The organism is Ferroplasma sp. Type II, from assembly GCF_000496155.1.
The window spans coordinates 1,603-2,758 of the sequence record NZ_KI542755.1 but is presented as its reverse complement, the minus strand read 5'-3'; the positions used below and the strand labels follow the sequence as shown (position 1 = coordinate 2,758).

General features: G+C 39.4%; 2 protein-coding genes. One reads left to right on the top strand and one right to left on the bottom strand.

What is annotated here, in order from left to right:
• The coding region (locus tag AMDU4_RS09680) for a GNAT family N-acetyltransferase (protein ID WP_290704928.1) at positions 1–429 on the top strand (429 nt) is incomplete at its 5' end.
• Here the strand turns inward: AMDU4_RS09680 and AMDU4_RS09675 are convergent.
• Entirely contained in the window at positions 430–1,086 is a 657-nt protein-coding gene (locus tag AMDU4_RS09675; RefSeq protein WP_021787802.1) for a class II aldolase/adducin family protein, read from the bottom strand. It abuts the gene before it with no gap.
• Positions 1,087–1,156 lie beyond the last annotated feature (70 nt).

The following is a 1,156-nucleotide window of genomic DNA, read 5'->3' as shown; positions in this document are numbered from 1 at the left end:
ATAAGAAGCAGGGAAGTTGGAATAGTAAAGGATTCATACGGAAATGACTATAACCTTATCAGAAGAAATTACAGGGCTTCAGGAGGCGACGAAATATTCCTCTCATTTGAAAATTCAAAAAATGATATTATAGGATACCTAAGGCTCAGGATGCCATCAGACATGGCACACAGAAAGGAGGTTTTATCTTCATCGATTATCAGGGAAATAAAGGTTATGGGGAATATAGTGCCAATAGGAGCCGAATCCGCAGAAAACTGGCAACACCACGGATTCGGCAAAAAGCTTCTGGATGAGGCGGAACGTATATCACTGGAAGAGTATGGAAAAAAACGCATAGTAGTGATCAGTGGGATAGGGGTTAGAAATTATTTCAGGAAATATGGCTATGAAAGGTTAGGGCCATACATGGCCAGGGAACTTAAATAATTATTTCCAGTTTTTCCACTGTTTCAGATAATTTTCTGATAGTCCTCTCAACTTTGCCACATCCTCTGGAGGCAATATATTGACCTTACCAAGCATTTTGGCCGTAATAAAGATACTTGCAGATTTTTCCAGTACCTGGGATGTGACTATTGCCCGTTCCATATCGGTTCCAACTGATACAGCACCATGATTTTTCATTATCGTTGCATTATTTGAACCAAGACCTTCAACAACGTAGTCTGCCAGTTCTATGGTGCCCGTAAGGGCATATTTGGATACATTTACACCATCGCCAAGAAGCATTGCAGTATCCTCGGTTATAGGCGGAATCCGGTCATCAGTAACTGACAGTACTGAAGAGTATATCGAATGGGTATGAACTATGGCCATAACATCATGCCTGTTTTTGTATATTTTATAGTGCATTAACCGCTCACTGGAAGGTTTCATCTTTCCATCTATAATTGTTCCTTCAATATCGGTGATAACCATGTCCTCTGGCAAACTCTTTGAATAATTCGTACCACTGGGGGTTATGACCACATTTCCATCTTCAGTTCTCAGGCTTATGTTGCCCCATGATCCAACTGTGAGGTTACTCTTTAACATTTCCCTGCAGGCATTTAAAACAATATTACGTTCTTTCTCATAAAGCATTTTTATTAATTGCCATTCCCTATAAAATATTTTTTTGTCCTTACTTTTTAACCAGTATTGTATCTATCCC

Excerpts from the sequence above, each read along its gene's own strand:
- AMDU4_RS09675 (WP_021787802.1), bottom strand. The coding sequence starts at position 1,086 with ATGCTTTATGAGAAAGAACGTAATATTGTTTTAAATGCCTGCAGGGAA.